10 protein-coding genes are annotated in these 14,904 nt (G+C 71.8%); 6 read left to right on the forward strand and 4 right to left on the reverse strand.

Annotation, left to right across the window (positions count from 1 at the left end; all coding sequences use genetic code 11):
- Nucleotides 1-74 precede the first annotated feature (74 nt).
- The gene (locus tag Asi02nite_RS34140; RefSeq protein ID WP_203718156.1) at nucleotides 75-1,421 is read right to left on the reverse strand and encodes an alpha/beta hydrolase family protein; all 1,347 of its coding nucleotides are present in this window, start codon (nucleotides 1,419-1,421) and stop codon (nucleotides 75-77) included.
- Between the two features lie 176 nt (nucleotides 1,422-1,597).
- On the opposite strand from Asi02nite_RS34140, the gene Asi02nite_RS34145 reads away from it, so the two are divergent.
- Genes Asi02nite_RS34145 through Asi02nite_RS34155 form a run of 3 tightly spaced genes read left to right on the forward strand, consistent with a single transcriptional unit; the run spans nucleotide 1,598 to nucleotide 3,715 of the window.
- Nucleotides 1,598-1,837 carry a hypothetical protein gene (locus tag Asi02nite_RS34145; protein ID WP_203718157.1) on the forward strand — a complete coding sequence of 80 codons (240 nt, stop codon included), beginning with the start codon at nucleotides 1,598-1,600 and terminating at the stop codon, nucleotides 1,835-1,837.
- Between the two features lie 25 nt (nucleotides 1,838-1,862).
- A complete protein-coding gene (locus Asi02nite_RS34150; RefSeq protein ID WP_203718158.1) occupies nucleotides 1,863-2,699 on the forward strand; it encodes a class I SAM-dependent methyltransferase in 837 nt (278 codons plus the stop codon).
- Nucleotides 2,696-3,715, forward strand: a complete 1,020-nt coding sequence (locus Asi02nite_RS34155) for a zinc-binding alcohol dehydrogenase family protein (protein ID WP_203718159.1) — start codon at nucleotides 2,696-2,698, stop codon at nucleotides 3,713-3,715. Before Asi02nite_RS34150 ends, Asi02nite_RS34155 begins: the two co-directional genes overlap by 4 nt.
- Here the strand turns inward: Asi02nite_RS34155 and glgA are convergent.
- Nucleotides 3,712-4,905 (reverse strand): glycogen synthase, encoded by a 1,194-nt coding sequence (gene glgA / locus Asi02nite_RS34160; protein ID WP_239127419.1) that lies wholly within the window; start codon nucleotides 4,903-4,905, stop codon nucleotides 3,712-3,714. The genes Asi02nite_RS34155 and glgA overlap by 4 nt on opposite strands.
- A gap of 81 nt (nucleotides 4,906-4,986) precedes the next feature.
- Between glgA and glgC the strand changes: the two genes are divergently transcribed.
- From glgC to glgB, 3 genes are all read left to right on the forward strand, one after another.
- Complete coding sequence (gene glgC, locus Asi02nite_RS34165) at nucleotides 4,987-6,219, forward strand: glucose-1-phosphate adenylyltransferase (protein ID WP_203718160.1); 1,233 nt, start codon at nucleotides 4,987-4,989, stop codon at nucleotides 6,217-6,219.
- Nucleotides 6,220-6,326: 107 nt separating this feature from the next.
- Nucleotides 6,327-8,774, forward strand: coding sequence for an alpha-1,4-glucan--maltose-1-phosphate maltosyltransferase (locus Asi02nite_RS34170; RefSeq protein WP_203718161.1), 2,448 nt, complete (start codon nucleotides 6,327-6,329; stop codon nucleotides 8,772-8,774).
- Nucleotides 8,775-8,806: 32 nt separating this feature from the next.
- Entirely contained in the window at nucleotides 8,807-10,912 is a 2,106-nt protein-coding gene (glgB, locus tag Asi02nite_RS34175) for a 1,4-alpha-glucan branching protein GlgB (RefSeq protein WP_203718162.1), read from the forward strand.
- Nucleotides 10,913-10,959: 47 nt separating this feature from the next.
- Here the strand turns inward: glgB and Asi02nite_RS34180 are convergent, their stop codons facing one another.
- Together Asi02nite_RS34180 and Asi02nite_RS34185 are read right to left on the reverse strand one after the other, a co-directional pair.
- Nucleotides 10,960-11,802: an SGNH/GDSL hydrolase family protein gene (locus tag Asi02nite_RS34180; RefSeq protein ID WP_239127420.1), complete on the reverse strand. Its 843-nt coding sequence runs from the start codon at nucleotides 11,800-11,802 to the stop codon at nucleotides 10,960-10,962.
- 522 nt (nucleotides 11,803-12,324) lie between these two features.
- On the reverse strand, nucleotides 12,325-14,400 hold the full coding sequence (locus Asi02nite_RS34185; RefSeq protein ID WP_239127422.1) for a putative bifunctional diguanylate cyclase/phosphodiesterase: 2,076 nt from the start codon (nucleotides 14,398-14,400) through the stop codon (nucleotides 12,325-12,327).
- Nucleotides 14,401-14,904 lie beyond the last annotated feature (504 nt).

Consider the following 14,904-nt stretch of genomic DNA (forward strand, 5'->3'; position numbering starts at 1 on the left):
AGCCCTTCGCCTGACCCCGCGGCCCGCGCAGGGACCGGAACGACGGGGACCCGCGCGGGCCCCCGTCGTCCTCGTCAGGCGCAGGCCGGATACAGGCGCCGGGTGCCGGTCCCGTAGGCCGCCCTGTCGCTGAAGCGGCAGCCGTAGTCCGGGGCCGCCACCGACCGTGGGTCGAGGCGGTCGCCGGCCGGCCGGCGGTCGTGGCGGACCCAGTTCACCAGGTCGTCCCACGCCGTGCCGACCTCCGCCGGGCTGAACTCGCAGTGTTCCGTCGCCCGGATCGCGCGTTGGACCAGCAGCCGGGCGCGGCCGTGGCGGTCCACGTCGGCCTTGTACTGCTGCTCGTTGACGAACGGCACGAACATGTCGCCCAGGCTGTGCAGCGACAGCACCGGCACGCGCGGGCGGCCCTCGATCCGCGGGACCTGGGTCAGCCGTGGCGACAGGCGCTGCGCCAACTCCTCGGGTGCGACCCGGCGCACCGACCGGTTGACGTTCACCGGCGCGTTCGGCGCGTACCGCGTGAAGACGTTCGTCGAGATCAGGCCCGGGTCCTGTGCCGGCGTGTCCGACGCCTCGGGCGGTGCCCCGAGCCCGAACAGGAAGTCCTTCCAGTACGCGAACGAGGCCGCCGCGCCCGGGCGGGGGCCGCCGCTCTGGTTGACGACGATGTCGCGGAACTGCCGGCCCGCCGCGTCGGTGGGCTCCGGCGCCGTCGGGCTCAGCCCGACCAGGCCGAGCCGGGCCTGTGTCGCCGGTACGACCGTGCCCAGATAGTCGGGACCCGCGGGGTACGAGGCGACGCCGCTCAGCGCCTCCGCGGTCAGTTGGAAGTCGAGGAAGTAGTCGATCAGCCGCTGGTCACCCATCACCCCGCAGAGCGGCAGGGCGCCGTCGTAGAGCCCGGGGTATTCCTCCAGCGACCGCCCGATGACGTAGCCACCCATCGACACGCCCGCGATGTACGTCCGGTGTGGACGGCGGACCAGGCCACCGAACAGGTCGGCCAACTCCTTCGTGCTGACCACGCCGGCCCGGATGTCGAAGCCGTTGCCGGAGTAGGAGGACGCCGCCCAGGCGTACCCCTGGTCGAGCAGGCGTTGCCGCATCCCGTACGACGGCGGGTCGACGGTCAGCACCGTCCCCTGGCCGCGGTAGCCGTGCGCCCACATCACCAGGTCGCCGTTCCAGCGCGGTGGCACCTCGATGATGTAGGCCGCGTGCCGGTGCGTGCCCTGCCGCACCGTCGTCGGCCGACCGTCCACGGTGGCCGGTGTCAGGGCGGGGTTGACGATCGTGTAGCCGGGAAGGGGCTGGTTGCCGGGTGTGCCCCCGGCGGCCGCCACCGAAGGGACGGTGGTCACGGCGGTGACGGCGGCCACCGTGCTCACCAGGACGCGGAACAGGAGGGTACGGCGCATCGTCGCGCTCCTCCCAGAAGAGGCAGGGAAATCGACGGTAGGCATCCGGTGTGACGGGTGTCAATACTGCACTGGCAGTGCGCAAACCACGGGGCATCGAAGGACTTGACCGGCCCGGCGAACGCTGGCTAGCGTCCTGACCGACGTTGATCGATATCCACGGGGGAGGCTCCACCATGCCCGCTCGTACGTTCGCCGCCCGGCTCGCCGTCGTCGGCGCCGTCGCCGCCGCGGTCACCGCGGTCGCCGCCGCGCCCGCCCAGGCCGGCATCTACACCTGGCACTTCCAGGGCAGCCAGGCCAGCAACGCCGACTGCGTGGCCGCCGGCACCGCCGCGGTCCGCTCCGGCGACGCCGACGTCTACCGCTGCAGCGGCGCCGCCGGCACCGAGCTGTATTTCGGTTACGTCTGGTAGGTCGCCGCTGGTAGCTTCCGCGGTCGTGACGACCGAGGACTACCGCACGATCAATCGCGCCAACTGGGACGAGCGCGCGCCCGCGCACGCCGCGTCGCCGGACTACGGGCTCGACCGGTTCGCCGCCGACCCGGCGCACCTGAGCCACACTGTCCGCTTCGACGTGCCGCGCCTGGGCGACCTGCGCGGGCTGCGCGGCGTCCACCTGCAGAGCCACATCGGCCACGACACCGTCTCGCTGTCGCGTCTCGGCGCCCGGATGACCGGCCTCGACTTCTCGCCGGCGTCGGTCGCCGAAGCGCGCCGGCTGGCGGAGCGGATCGGAGACCCGACCGAGTTCGTCGAGTCCGACGTGTACGCCGCCGCGGACGTGCTGCCGAACGCGGCGTACGACCTGGTCTTCACCGGCATCGGCGCCCTGTGCTGGCTGCCCTCGGTGGAGCGCTGGGCGCAGGTCGTGGCCCGCCTGCTCAAGCCGGGCGGCCGCCTGCACATCCGCGAGGGCCACCCGATGCTCTGGTCGCTCGAGGACAGCCGCGAAGACGACCTGCTCGTCGTCCGCTACCCCTACTTCGAGACCGCCGAACCGCTGGTCTGGACCGAGGGCGGCACCTACGTCAGCACCGACACGGTGTTCACCCAGACCCTCACCCACGAGTGGAACCACGGCCTCGGCGAGATCGTCACCGCCCTGCTCGGCCAGGGCCTGCGGCTGACCATGCTGGTCGAGCACGACAGCGTGCCCTGGGAGGCCCTGCCCGGCCGGATGGTCCGCGACGACGCCGACGAGTGGCGGCTGGCCGAGGGCCGTGCGCGGGTTCCGCTCACCTACACGCTCCAAGCGGTCAAGATGGGGGAGTGACCGACCTTCCGGAGACGATGACCGCCTGGCAGGTGGTCGATCCGGGGCCGCTGGCCGACCACCCGCTGCGCCGGGCCGAGCTGCCCGTGCCGACGCCCGGGCCCGGCGAGGTGCTGGTCGAGGTCGAGGCCACCGCGGTCTGCCGGACCGACCTGCACGTCGCGGAGGGTGACCTGCCGCCGCACCGCAGCCCCGTGGTGCCCGGGCACCAGATCGTCGGCCGGGTCGTCGCCCGGGGCGCGGACGCGGCCACCTTCGCGCTCGGCGACCGGGTGGGCGTGCCGTGGCTGCGGCACACCGACACCACCTGCGCCTACTGCCGGCGCGGGATGGAGAACCTCTGCCCCGAGTCGCGCTACACCGGCTGGGACGCCGACGGCGGTTACGCGCAGTACGCGGCGGCGCCGGAGGCGTACGTCTACCCGCTGCCGGCCGACCGTGACCCGCGCGACCTCGCCCCGCTGCTCTGCGCCGGCATCGTCGGCTACCGGGCGCTGCTCCGCGCCGACCTGCCGCCGGGCGGATCGCTGGGCATCTACGGCTTCGGGGCATCGGCGCACCTGATCGCCCAGATCGCCATCGCGCAGGGGGCGACCGTACACGTGATGACCCGTTCGCTGGCCGCGCAGCGGCTCGCGCTGGAGCTCGGCGCCGCGACCGCCGGCGGGGCCGCGGACCGGCCGCCGGGCAAGCTCGACGCGGCGATCCTGTTCGCGCCCGTCGGCACGCTGGTGCCCGTCGCGCTGGCCGCTCTCGACCGCGGTGGGACGCTGTCGGTCGCCGGCATCCACCTGACCGACATCCCGCCGCTGAACTACGAGCGGCACCTGTTCGAGGAGCGGACGCTGCGCAGCGTCACCGCCAACACCCGCGCGGACGGCCGGGCCTACCTGGCCGCCGCACTGGCGCACCCGCCGTCGGTGCACCGCCAGGAGTACGCGCTCGCCGACGCCGACCGGGCCCTGGCGGACCTGGCCGGCGACCGCGTCGACGGCGTCGCGGTGCTGGTGCCCTAGGTCAGGACATCCTGGTAGACCGCCATCGTGCGCTCGGCGATCGAGGCCCAGGAGAAGTGCTCGACGGCACGGGTACGCCCGGCGACGCCCATCCGTCGCGCCCGGTCGGGGTCGGCGAGCAGCGTGTTGATCGCGGCGGCGAGGTCGGCGACGAAGCGGTCGGGTCGCAGCGGCGTACCCGTGCCGTCCGTGGCCTGCTCGATCGGCACCAGCAGCCCGGTCGTGCCGTCGTCGACCACCTCGGGGATGCCGCCGGTCGCGGTGGCCACCACGGCCGTCTCGCAGGCCATCGCCTCGAGGTTCACGATGCCCATCGGCTCGTAGATCGACGGGCAGACGAACACGGTGCTGTGGGTGAGGAGCTGGACGACGTCGGGCTTCGGCAGCATCTCCGGCACCCAGACGATCCCGCCGTGCCGCTGCCGCAGCGCGTCGACCAGGCCGGTGACCTCGGCCGCGATCTCGGGCGTGTCCGGCGCGCCGGCCAGCAGCACGAGCTGCGCCTCCTGCGGGAGCTCCAGCGCGGCCCGCAGCAGGTAGGGCAGGCCCTTCTGGCGGGTGATCCGGCCGACGAAGATCGCCGTCGGGCGGGCCGGGTCCGCGCCGATCCGGTCCCACACGTCGGTGCCGGGGTCGGGCCGGTACTGCTGCGTGTCGATCCCGTTGTGGACCACCCGTACCCGGTCGGGGTTGAGCGCGGGGTAGGCGGTGAGCACGTCGCGCCGCATCCCGTCGGAGACCGCGATGACCGCGTCGGCGGCCTCGATCGCGGTGCGCTCGGCCCACGACGAGAGCCGGTAGCCGCCGCCGAGCTGCTCCGCCTTCCACGGCCGCAGCGGCTCGAGGCTGTGGGTCGTCACGACGTGCGGCACGCCGTGCAGCAGCTTGGCGGTGTGCCCGGCCAGGTTCGCGTACCAGGTGTGGCTGTGCACCACGTCGGTGCCGGCCGCGCCGTTGGCCATCTCCAGATCGATGCCGAGCGTACGCAGGGCGGGGTTGGCGTCCTCGAGCCCCGGCGGATCCGGGTAGGCGGTGACGCCCGGCTCGGTGCGGGGCGCGCCGAAGCAGTGCACCCGGACGTCGGCCAGCCGGCGCAGGTCGCGGGCCAGATATTCCAGGTGTACGCCCGCGCCGCCGTAGACCTCCGGCGGGTACTCGCGGGTCAGCAGATCGACTCGGATCTTGTCCACAGCGGAAACCTTAACCGGCTCGCCGCCGAAGTGACCCACGCTCGGCTGGTGCATGGCCCGCGAGGTGGCTAGCGTCTGCTCATGGCCCCCAAAGTCCTTGCGATGGTGCTCGCCGGTGGTGAGGGAAAGCGGCTGATGCCGCTGACCGCCGACCGTGCCAAGCCGGGCGTGCCGTTCGGCGGCATCTACCGGATGATCGACTTCGTCCTCTCGAACCTGGCGAACGCCGGTTATCTCAAGATGGTGGTGCTCACCCAGTACAAGTCCCATTCGCTGGACCGGCACATCACCAAGACGTGGCGGATGTCGAACCTGCTCGGCAACTACGTCACGCCGGTGCCGGCGCAGCAGCGGCTCGGGCCGCGCTGGTTCGCGGGGTCCGCCGACGCGATCTACCAGAGCCTCAACCTGATCTCCGACGAGAAGCCCGACTACGTGATCGTGTTCGGCGCCGACCACATCTACCGGATGGATCCGGCGCAGATGGTCAAGCAGCACATCGACTCGGGCGCGGATGTCACCGTGGCCGGGATCCGGCAGCCGATCGGGATGGCCGACCAGTTCGGCGTGATCGAGGTGGCGGGCGACGGCAAGCGGATCCAGGCGTTCCGGGAGAAGCCGTCCGACGCGCGGGGGCTGCCCGACTCGCCCGACGAGATCTTCGCGTCGATGGGCAACTACGTGTTCACGGCCGAGGCGCTGGTCGACGCGGTGACCCGGGACGCGCAGAACCCGTCGAGCAAGCACGACATGGGCGGCAACATCATCCCGATGATGGTCGAGCGGCAGGCCGCCAGCGTCTACGACTTCGCCGACAACGTCGTGCCCGGCAGCACCGAGCGCGACCGGGGCTACTGGCGGGACGTGGGGACGCTCGACTCGTTCTACGAGGCGCACATGGACCTCATCGCCATCCACCCGGTGTTCAACCTCTACAACTTCGAGTGGCCGATCTACACCGACTACAACCCGTGGCCGCCGGCCAAGTTCGTGCACGGCTGGCAGGAGCGGGTCGGCCGGGCGGTCGGCTCGATGGTCTCCCCGGGCGCGGTGATCTCCGGGTCGCTGGTCGAGAACTCGGTCGTCTCGCCGAACGTCAAGGTCCACTCGTGGGCACACGTGTCCGGTTCGGTGCTGATGGAGGGCGTCGACATCGGCCGCCACGCGGTGGTCCGCAACGCGATCCTCGACAAGAACGTGGTCGTGCCCGAGGGGGCGGAGATCGGCGTCGACCTGGAGCGCGACCGGCGCCGCTTCACGGTCTCCGACAACGGCATCGTGGTGATCGGCAAGGGCCAGCGCGTCGAGGCCTGACCCGCCCGGGCGCCTGGAAACCGACAACCGCGGCCGGAAGGGCCGCAGCGCGAACAATCCTCGTCCTCGGCGCGACGGCGGGCGGGGACGCGACTACGGTGGAGATCATGGCTGAGGTCGATCCCGCGCCGACGGACACCAACCCCGCCGGGGCCTCCCGGCCGCCGGCCGAGAGCGCCCGCCCGGCGCCACCGAAGGCGGCGGCGACCCCGCCCAAACCGGGTCCGCCCAAGCCCGCGGCCCCGAAACCGGGGCCCGCCGTGGCCCCGAAACCCGGCCCCGCGCCGGCCGAGGCCCGTCCGGGTCCCTCCGGGGCCAAGCAGACGGCACCCAAGCCGGGCCCGCCCGCCGCCAAGCCGGCTGGTGCGCCGACGCCGGGCGCCGGGAAGCCGGCTGGTGCGCCGACGCCGGGCGCCGGGAAGCCGGCCGATGCGCCGGAGCCGGCCGCCGCCCCGAAGGCCGCCGATGACGTTGTGGTCGCGGCCGCGAAGGCCGCGGAGAGGGAGGCCGAGGTCGCCCTTCCCGGGCTGGCGTCGGTCGATCCCGAGCGGGCGCCGCGGTCCGGGCGGCAGGCGCCCGTCGAGCCCGACCCGACCGCCGGCCGCATCCCCATCGACGCGGTCGGGCCGGTCGTCAGCGGCGGGAAATACCCGGCCAAGGCCGTCGTCGGCGAGATCATCCCGGTCTCCGCGACCGTCTTCCGCGAGGGCCACGACGCGGTCGGGTGCAACGTCGTCTGGCGTGACCCGAGCGGGGCCGAGGGCCCCTTCACCCGGATGCGCCCGGGTGCGACCGGCACCGACCGCTGGCACGCCAGCTTCGTCCCGGAGTCGGTCGGCGCGGGCGAGTTCTTCGTCGAGGCGTTCAGCGACCCCTACCTGAGCTGGCGCGACGCGGTCGAGAAGAAGATCGCCGCCGGTCAGGACGTCACCGACCTCGCCAACGACCTCGTCGAGGGTGCGGCGCTGCTCGACCGGGCGGCGGGCGGCGTACCCGATGACCAGCGTTCCCGGGTGACCAAGGCCGCGGAGGCGCTGCGCGCCGACGACCTCGCGCTCGGCATCCGCGTCTCGCCGGCCCTCGCCCTCGCCGACCTGCTCTGGGAGCACCCGGTGCGCGAGCTCGTCAGCCGCGGCGACGCGTACCCCGTCTGGGTCGATCGAAAGAAGGCCCTGTTCTCGGCCTGGTACGAGTTCTTCCCGCGCTCCGAAGGCGCCGTCGTGCAGGGCGGCCACAGCCGGCACGGGACGTTCGAGACCGCCCAGGAGCGCCTGCCCGGCGTCGCCAAGATGGGGTTCGACGTCCTCTACCTGCCGCCGATCCACCCGATCGGCCGCGTCAACCGCAAGGGCAAGAACAACGCGCTGGTCGCCGAGGAGGGTGACGTCGGGTCGCCGTGGGCGATCGGGTCCGAGGAGGGTGGCCACGACGCGATCCACCCGAACCTGGGCACGCTCGACGACTTCCGGGCGTTCATCGCGAAGGCCGCGGAGCACGGGCTCGAGGTCGCGATGGACCTGGCCCTGCAGTGCGCGCCCGACCACCCGTGGGTCACGGAGCACCCGGAGTGGTTCACGACCAGGGCCGACGGCACGATCGCGTACGCGGAGAACCCGCCGAAGAAGTACCAGGACATCTACCCGCTGAACTTCGACAACGACCCGGAGGGCATCCGGCAGGAGATCCGGCGGGTCGTCCTGCACTGGGTGGCCCAAGGCGTCAAGATCTTCAGGGTGGACAATCCGCACACCAAGCCGGTCAACTTCTGGCACTGGCTGATCGCGGAGGTCAAGGCGGTCGATCCCGACGTGCTGTTCCTCGCCGAGGCGTTCACGCGGCCGGCGATGATGAACGGGCTGGGCAGGATCGGCTTCAGCCAGTCGTACACCTATTTCACCTGGCGCACGACGGCCTGGGAGATGCGGGAATATTGCGAGCAGCTCGTCGCCGCGGCCGACCACATGCGGCCGAACTTCTGGCCGAACACGCCCGACATCCTGCACGAGTCGCTGCAGCACGGCGGGCCGCCGATGTTCAAGATCCGCGCGGTGCTGGCCAGCATGCTGATGCCGTCCTGGGGCGTCTACGCCGGCTACGAGCTGTTCGAGCACGTGGCCCGGCCCGGCGCCGAGGAATACCTCGACAACGAGAAGTTCCAGCTCCGGCCGCGCGACTGGGCCGGCGCCGAGGCCGCGGGCCGCTCGCTGGCGGGCTTCCTGGCCCGGCTCAACGCGATCCGGCGCGCCAATCCCGCGCTGCACTGGCTGCGCAACCTGCGCTTCCACGAGATCGACAACCCGGCGCTGCTGTGCTGGTCGAAACACGACCCGCGGGCGGACAACACCGTTCTGGTCATCTGCTCGTTCGACAGCGGCGGGGTCCAGTGGGGCAACACCACCCTGGACATGCCGGCGCTGGGCATGGACTGGCACGAGCGGTTCGTTGTTACGGACCAGCTCACCGGGGGCACGTACGACTGGGGCCAACGCAACGCGGTCCGGCTCGACCCGTTCCTCGAGCCGGCGCACATCCTCTCGGTGCGACCGCGTCGGTGAGGCGAGGGGACCGAGGCAGGGGACTGACTTAGATGACGGACGAGCTGATCACCGGTACGGCGCACGACCCGCACGCGACGCTGGGCGCGCACCCGGGCGCCGACAGCACCACGATACGGACGCTGCGCCGCGGTGCCGAGCAGGTCGCGATCGTGGTCGGCGACTCGCGTTTCCCGGCGTCGCGCGTACACCCGGAAGGGGTCTTCGAAGCGTCCGTGCCGGGTTCCGTGGTCGACTACCGGGTCGAGGCGGACGGGCGGGTCTTCGACGACCCGTACCGGTTCGGGCCGACGATCGGCGAGCTCGACCTGCACCTGATCAACGAGGGCCGGCACGAGCGGCTCTGGGAGGCGCTCGGGGCCCGCGTCCGCGACGGCGGCGTGTCGTTCACGGTCTGGGCGCCGAGTGCGCAAGGGGTCCGGCTGATCGGCGACTTCACCGGTTGGGGGCCGCACGACGGGTGGCCGATGCGGTCGATGGGCAGCAGCGGCGTCTGGGAGATCTTCGTGCCCGACGCCGCGGTGGGCCATCGTTACAAGTTCCGGATCCTCGGGCGGGACGGGGTGTGGCGGGAGAAGGCCGACCCGCTCGCCCGGCGCACCGAGGTGCCACCGCGGACCGCGTCGGTCGTCGACGAGTCGTCGTACGACTGGAAGGACGCCGAGTGGATGAGCCGGCGCGTCTCGGCCCGGCCGCACCAGGAGGCCATGAGCGTCTACGAGGTGCACCTGGGCTCGTGGCGGCCGGGGCTCAGCTACCGGGAGCTGGCCGACCAGCTCACCGAATACGTCGTGGACATGGGGTTCACCCACGTCGAGTTCCTGCCGGTGATGGAGCACCCGTTCGGCGGTTCGTGGGGCTACCAGGTCACGGGCTACTACGCGCCGACGTCGCGGTTCGGCGACCCCGACGACTTCCGCTATCTCGTCGACCGGCTGCACCAGTCGGGGATCGGCGTGCTGCTCGACTGGGTGCCGGCGCACTTCCCGCGCGACGAGTGGGCGCTGGCCCGGTTCGACGGCACGCCGCTCTACGAGCACGGCGACTGGCGGCGCGGCGAGCACCCCGACTGGGGCACCTACATCTTCGACTACGGGCGCCGCGAGGTGCGCAACTTCCTCGTCGCCAACGCGCTCTACTGGTGCGCCGAGTTCCATGTGGACGGTCTGCGGGTCGACGCCGTCGCGTCGATGCTCTACCTCGACTACTCGCGCAAGGAAGGGCAGTGGGAGCCCAACCAGTACGGGGGTCGCGAAAACCTCGACGCCATCGGGTTCCTGCAGGAGACGAACGCGACCGTCTACAAGCACCACCCGGGCGTCGTGCTGATCGCCGAGGAGTCGACCGCGTACCCGGGCGTGACCTGGCCGACGTCCGGCGGCGGGCTGGGGTTCGGGTTCAAGTGGAACATGGGGTGGATGCACGACACGCTGCTCTACACGTCGAAGGAGCCGGTGCACCGGCAGTACCACCACAACCAGGTCACGTTCTCCATGGTGTACGCGTGGTCCGAGAACTACGTGCTGCCCATCTCGCACGACGAGGTCGTACACGGGAAGCGGTCCCTGCTCTCCAAGATGCCCGGCGACCTATGGCAGCGGCTCGCCAACGTGCGGGCGCTGCTCGCGTTCATGTGGGCGCACCCCGGCAAGCAGTTGCTGTTCATGGGCTGTGAGCTCGGCGACGACGAGGAGTGGAACGAGGAGCGGGGGCTGAACTGGTCGCTGCCGTCGGATCCGCAGCGGTCCGGGTTGCAGCGGCTCGTCCGCGACATCAACGTCCTCTACCGGGGGGCGCCGGAGCTGTGGTCGCAGGACACGACGCCGGCCGGGTTCCGGTGGATCGTGTCCGACGACGCGGCGAACAACACGTTGGCGTTCATCCGGCTCGCGCCGGACGGGTCGCCGCTGGTGTGCGTCGTCAACTTCGCGGCCATTCCGCATGAGGACTACCGGATCGGGCTGCCGCGCTCGGGGGCGTGGACCGAGGTGTTGAACACCGACGCGGCCGACTACGGGGGTTCCGGGGTCGGGAACCTGGGTGCCGTGACGACCGATGACGTGCACTGGCACGGGATGCCGGTGTCGGCGCGGTTGCGGGTGCCGCCGTTGGGCGCTCTCTGGCTGCGGCCGGCGTAGCTTTCTGGTCGGGGCCCCCGCTTCTGGTTTGGCGGGGGCCCCTTCTGTTACCAGTTGAAGCCGGCGGCGTAGCTCACCTGGGCGAGGGCCGCCTGGCCCGCCGTGTTCGGGTGGAAGTAGTCCCAGCCCGAGACCTGGTTGAAGCTGAACGGGTAGTTGAAGACGGCGTTGCCGTCCCAGTCGCAGTTCGGGCCGTAGGCGGCGCAGGCCTGGGCGAGCTGCGTGTTGAAGTCGACGACCCGCTGGCGTACGCGGTCGCGCCGGCTCGTGTCGGCGGCGGAGGTCGAGGTCGGGTTGGCGAGCATCGCCTTGCAGATGCCGAACAGCGACCAGGCGGTGCGGGCGGTGCCGCTGGTCCGGCCGACCTCCCAGAGCCGCTTGATGTCGGGGATGCTGACCACGGCGACCTTGGCGTCGGGGAGCCCGGCCTTGAGCGTGTTGAGGGCGGTGTCGATGTGGGCGCGGAACGTGGCGACGGACGTCATCGAGCTCTCGGAGCTCGTGCAGGCGTCGTTGGCGCCGATGAGGATCGTGACGTACTGGGGCGCGCGGCCGACGGTGGCGGTGGCCTGGCCGGGCATGTCGTCGGCCTTGGCACCGGACGCGGCCTGGTTGTAGTTGCGCCCGTTGATCGCGCTGTTCCTGCCCCGGATCCGCAGGTAGTGGCTGTTGACCGCGGAGTCGGACCCGGTGCTGAAACTCCGGGACGTGCAGTCGAAGTAGAAGCCGCAGGCGTTGAAGCCCCGGGTGATCGAGTCACCCATACTGGCCATCGACGAGGGCGGCGGCCCGGGGTCGGCCTGGGCGGGTGAGCTGACCGCGAGGGCCCCACCAACCGCGGCGGCGGTGAGGACGGCGATCAGCCGGCGGGGGGATTTGACAGTACTCACGCGACCTCCCAAATGGGTGCACGAGTTACCGCCGGGTAACGGCGAGTGAACGCACGTTAACTCACGGTAAGATCGATATCAATGCCTGCGTACGAGGTTTCGCCCCACCCGCGATGTCCACCTTTCCTGGCCCTTCGGTCTCACCCGGCACGCCACGCCGTGCTGTTTAAGCAGCTCAACGCCCGAAAGGCGGCGGGGGTGGGGTTGGCGGATCGGGGGGCGTGCGGGCGTGAGCGCGTTCTGCGCGTCGGCGCGGCCGCGGCCGCGAAGGGTGGCCTTGACCGGACGGGTTCGCGTGCGCTGCGGCGGTGTGCGTCGGGGTCCGCATGCGTCGGCGGGTGGTCCGGGCGCATCCGTCCGTGTCCGCGTGTCCGCCCTCTGGCGGTTCGGCCGCGCGCCGCGCCCGCTCTGCGTCGCAGTAGCAACGGGCCGGCTAACCCGCTGGCGGATCCACGTACACGTTCGCGTGTGTGGGGAATTGCGTGGGCTTCTCGCTGGGTGCCGTCCTGGCGCCGGTGTCGGTCAGGCGGGGGTAGGGTGGTGGCCCAGCCAGCGGATCACGGCGTCGCCGGGCATGGCCGGGGCGTACAGGTAGCCCTGGGCCACGTCGCAGCCCGCCTCGGTGAGGAGGCGGGCCGTGTAGCGGTTCTCCACTCCCTCGGCCACGACCCGGAAGCCCAGCGCGCGGGCCAGGTCCACGGTGGACCGCACGATGACGGCGTCGTCGGCGTTGTGGGCGATGCCGGCTACGAAGGACCGGTCGATCTTGATTTCGCTCAGCGGTAGCCGGCGGAGGTGCTGCAGCGACGAGTAGCCCGTACCGAAATCGTCCAGCGAGATGGCGACACCTGCCTTGGCCAGGCCCTCGATGGTCGCCCGGAGCTGGGCCAGGTCGGCGGTCAGCGCGCTCTCGGTGACCTCGACCTGGATCAGCTCGGCCGGGACCTTGTGGTGCGCCAGACGCTCCGAGAGCTGGGTGACGATCTCGTCGCCGTGCAGGTCGGGGATGCTGACGTTGAGGCTCGTCCGCAGCTCCACGCCGGCGGCCAGCCACCGGGCCTGCTGCGCGACGACCTCGTCGATCACCCGCTGCGTGATCATGCGCATCACGGGCGTGTGCTCGGCGATCTTCAGCAGGTCGTACGGCGGAATCGGTCCCTGTGTCGGATGCTCCCAGCGCAGCAAGGCCTCGAAGCCCACGACCCGGCCGCCGGCCAGGTCGACCTGCGGCTGGTAGTGCAGCGCGACCTCGCCCATCTGCAGCGCGTGCCGGAAGTCGCTCAGCAGCGCGAGCCGCTCGGGGGAGTTGTGGTCGTCCTCGGCCCGGTATGCCTGGATGGGCCAGCCGCGCTGCTTGGCCAGGTACATGGCGACGTCCGCGTGCCGCATCACGGTCGCGAAGTCGGTGCCGTCCTGCGGCGCGAGCGCGATCCCGATGGAGCCGGTGATGTCGACCTGCAGGCCCTCGAGCTTGACCGGGGTCGCCATCGCCTCGGTGATCGCCTCGGCCAGGCGGCGCGCGTCGGTCTCGGTGGTCACGGGCGCGACGACGGCGAACTCGTCGCCACCGAGCCGGGCGGCGACGGCGTCCTCGGGCACGGCGCTGCGCAGCCGCTGGCCGACCGCGACGAGGAGCCGGTCGCCGACCTCATGCCCGAGCGCGTCGTTGACGTACTTGAAGCGGTTGAGGTCCAGCAGCAGCATCGCGAGGCCGGGGTCGTGCGCGGGCTCGTTGCCGTTGGGCCGCAGCCGGGCGAACGCGGCGGCGAGCCCGGTGCGGTTGGCGAGGCTGGTGAGCGGGTCGCGGCGGGCCATCAGGTCGCGCTCGGCGGCGAGCCGGGCCATCCGTTCGACGGCGTAGAGGGGCACGAAGACCAGGGGGACGAAAGCGACGCTCATGTACGCGGTGACCGCGAGCACAGGCGCGAGCAGCAGCAGGGCGGCTATGAACAGCAGCTCGTAGGTGGGGACCGGGCGCAGCACCTGGACGTTCTGCGGTGCCGCGTTGCGGGCCAGGAGCCCGGCGCCCGCCCGGAGCAGCTGGTAGGTGACCAGCCAGACGGCGGCGGCGCCGACCACGGAGGCCGCGTCGCGCAGCGCGTCGCCGACGTTGATCGTCTCCAGCAGCTCCTCGCTGCCGAGGGCGAGTACGCCGAACGCGGCGGTCGAGGCCACCGCGAACTGCGCCGCCATCAGCACCGCGCGGGTCACCGGCAGCCGCATCCGCCAGGCGACGACGGCGGCCGCGACCGCCTGGACGGCTATCGCCGGGCCCAGCCCCCAGCAGAGCAGGATCGCGAAGGAGAAGCAGAGGGAGGGGCAGACGATCACCGGTCGGCCCCGGCGCCCGGTGGCGATGAACGCCCGGGCGTCGGCGATCACGGCCAGGCCGGCCAGCAGCCAGAACGCGGGGTGCTGGACCCCGTCGGCGAACGCACCGGTGACCAAGGTGAGCAGGAGGCCGACCGCGGCGACCAGGACCAGGATCAGGCCGTACGCGGCCAGCAGGGGCCGTTCGCGCCGAGGCGCCGGTCCCTGCTGTTCCAGTTCACCGATCCGGGGGGCCCACGGTGCCGGTGAGGCGCCGATCCTGAACATCCCGCCCACGGTAACGAATGAATCTCCGATAAGTCACCATCAGTTCGGACTTATGCCGCTTAATGAGAATCACAGTCAAGTATCGAAAGGTATTGACGCCTCAGCTTCCTCGTGTTCAGGATGGGAGCGCTTCCATAGACGTCGCACCACGGATGGGCGTCCGTGGCGGGTTCCGCGTCCTCCGGGCGGACGCGATCGACCGGGGCCGCCGCCGGCCGTCCGTGGCTTCCTGCCGCCCTGTACCCCTTCGTGAGGAGGCGCCACCCCATGACCACCCCTGCCCGCGACCCCCGCCCGGCGCGGACACCCCATCCCAGACCGGCTGCCGAAACCGGCGGCCCACGCGGCCTACGCGCTGCGATCACCCGGCTGGCTCAGAGCGGCGAGTTTCGTAGCCGCAGCCGGTCTGCCGGCGTTGCCCAGTCGGCTCCGAGCGGCGCGTCTCGTGGCCGCGGCCGGACTGCCGGCGTTGCCCATCGGGCTCCGAGTGGCGACTCCCGTAGC

The organism is Asanoa siamensis, from assembly GCF_016862555.1.
GTDB classification, from domain to species: Bacteria; Actinomycetota; Actinomycetes; order Mycobacteriales; family Micromonosporaceae; genus Asanoa; species Asanoa siamensis.